Origin of the sequence: Marinifilum sp. D737 (assembly GCF_026672275.1) — a bacterium.
Taxonomy (GTDB): domain Bacteria; phylum Bacteroidota; class Bacteroidia; order Bacteroidales; family Marinifilaceae; genus Marinifilum.
Genome location: NZ_JANQCD010000130.1, coordinates 1 through 304, shown reverse-complemented (window position 1 = coordinate 304; position 304 = coordinate 1). Strand labels below are relative to the sequence as shown.

At 46.7% G+C, this 304-nt stretch carries 3 tRNA genes; all 3 read right to left on the bottom strand.

Features of this window, described 5'->3' with window-relative positions:
- Nucleotides 1–13: 13 nt before the first annotated feature.
- The 3 genes from NQ163_RS20745 to NQ163_RS20735 all read right to left on the bottom strand — a co-directional run bounded on the left by NQ163_RS20745 (nucleotide 14) and on the right by NQ163_RS20735 (nucleotide 288).
- Nucleotides 14–90, bottom strand: a tRNA-Asp gene (locus NQ163_RS20745).
- A gap of 24 nt (nucleotides 91–114) precedes the next feature.
- A tRNA-Asp gene (locus NQ163_RS20740) sits at nucleotides 115–188 on the bottom strand.
- A gap of 23 nt (nucleotides 189–211) precedes the next feature.
- Nucleotides 212–288: transfer RNA gene (locus NQ163_RS20735), tRNA-Asp, on the bottom strand.
- Nucleotides 289–304 lie beyond the last annotated feature (16 nt).

The following is a 304-nucleotide window of genomic DNA, read 5'->3' as shown; positions in this document are numbered from 1 at the left end:
ACCTTATTTATTTTGGCGGTCTGGACGAGACTCGAACTCGCGACCCCATGCGTGACAGGCATGTATTCTAACCAACTGAACTACCAGACCAAAATTTTCAAGAATAATCTTTAGCGGTCTGGACGAGACTCGAACTCGCGACCCCATGCGTGACAGGCATGTATTCTAACCAACTGAACTACCAGACCAGAATTTTTTAAGAACAAATCTTTGGCGGTCTGGACGAGACTCGAACTCGCGACCCCATGCGTGACAGGCATGTATTCTAACCAACTGAACTACCAGACCAAATTGGTACTGTTCT